General features: G+C 79.7%; 1 protein-coding gene and 1 pseudogene. Both read right to left on the bottom strand.

The window, feature by feature from the left end; all coding sequences use genetic code 11:
• A pseudogene (locus AX737_RS21810) lies at window positions 1-512 on the bottom strand (biotin-dependent carboxyltransferase family protein); the annotation flags it as partial.
• On the bottom strand, window positions 509-965 hold a 457-nt coding region (locus tag AX737_RS21805), incomplete at its 5' end, for a carboxyltransferase domain-containing protein (protein WP_156453879.1). The pseudogene AX737_RS21810 and the gene AX737_RS21805, both read right to left, overlap by 4 nt.

Genomic DNA, 965 nt, shown 5'->3' with positions numbered 1-965 from the left:
TCGCCGAGGCCGGCCCGGGCCTCGGCCACGGGGAGCGCGTCGCCCGCCGCCAGCGCCCGCCCGTCGAGGCCGCCGAGGCGCGAGCGGGTGTGGGTCGCGGTGGAGCCCAGCACCGGCGGCACGTCGATGCGGCCGGCCACCGCGAGGTAGCACCACGCGCCGGCCCGCCCCGCACGCAGGGTGAGCGCCGTGCCGGGCCGCAGGGTCAGCGCGCAGGCCGGCGGCAGGGTCCGGCCGTCGCAATCGATCCGGAAGGCGCCGCCGGCGAGCGCGAGGTCGATCGGGCTCCCCTCGACGGTGAGCGCCAGGCCGCCGAGCCCCGCCTCGATCGCGGTGGCACCGGGCGGGTTGCCGAGCGCGCGGTTCGCGGTGGCGCAGGCCAGCGGGTCCATCGGTCCGGCCGGCGTGATGCCGTAGCGCAGGGCGCCGTGCCGGCCCCGGTCCTGCAGGGTGACGCCGGCCCCGGCGGCGAGGATGCGCAGGACCGGCCGCCCGGCCGCCGCCTCGCTCAAGCGGCCCTCCCGGCGACGACCTCGCCCGCAGCGGCGCGCCGCTCCAGGGCGGCGAACGCCTCGGCGCTCACCGGCTCGAACCGCAGCGTGTCGCCGCTCTCGATCAGGAAGGCGGGCTCGCGCTCCGGCGCGAACAGGCGCTCGGGCGTGCGGCCGACGACGTACCAGCCGGTCGGCATCGGCACCGTGCCGATGGCGGCCAGGCCGCCGCCGATCATCACCGCGCCGGGCGGGTGCGGCGGGCGCGGGCTCGGCCGGCGCGGCAGGGCCAGCGCCTCCGGCAGGCCGCCGAGATAGGCGAAGCCCGGCGCGAAGCCGTACATGTAGACCCGGTAGACGCCCTCCGCGTGCCGCGCCGCCGCGTCCGCCCCGGCCAGTCCCACGAGGGCCGCGGCCTCCTCGATGTCCTCGGCCAGCGCCGGATCGTAGCAGCAGGGGATGGTCCAGTGCCGC

This window comes from Methylobacterium sp. CCH5-D2 (assembly GCF_001556475.1).
GTDB classification, from domain to species: Bacteria; Pseudomonadota; Alphaproteobacteria; order Rhizobiales; family Beijerinckiaceae; genus Methylobacterium; species Methylobacterium hispanicum.
The sequence above is the reverse complement of the archived record's forward strand: the minus strand, read 5'-3'. Positions and strand labels throughout refer to the sequence as shown.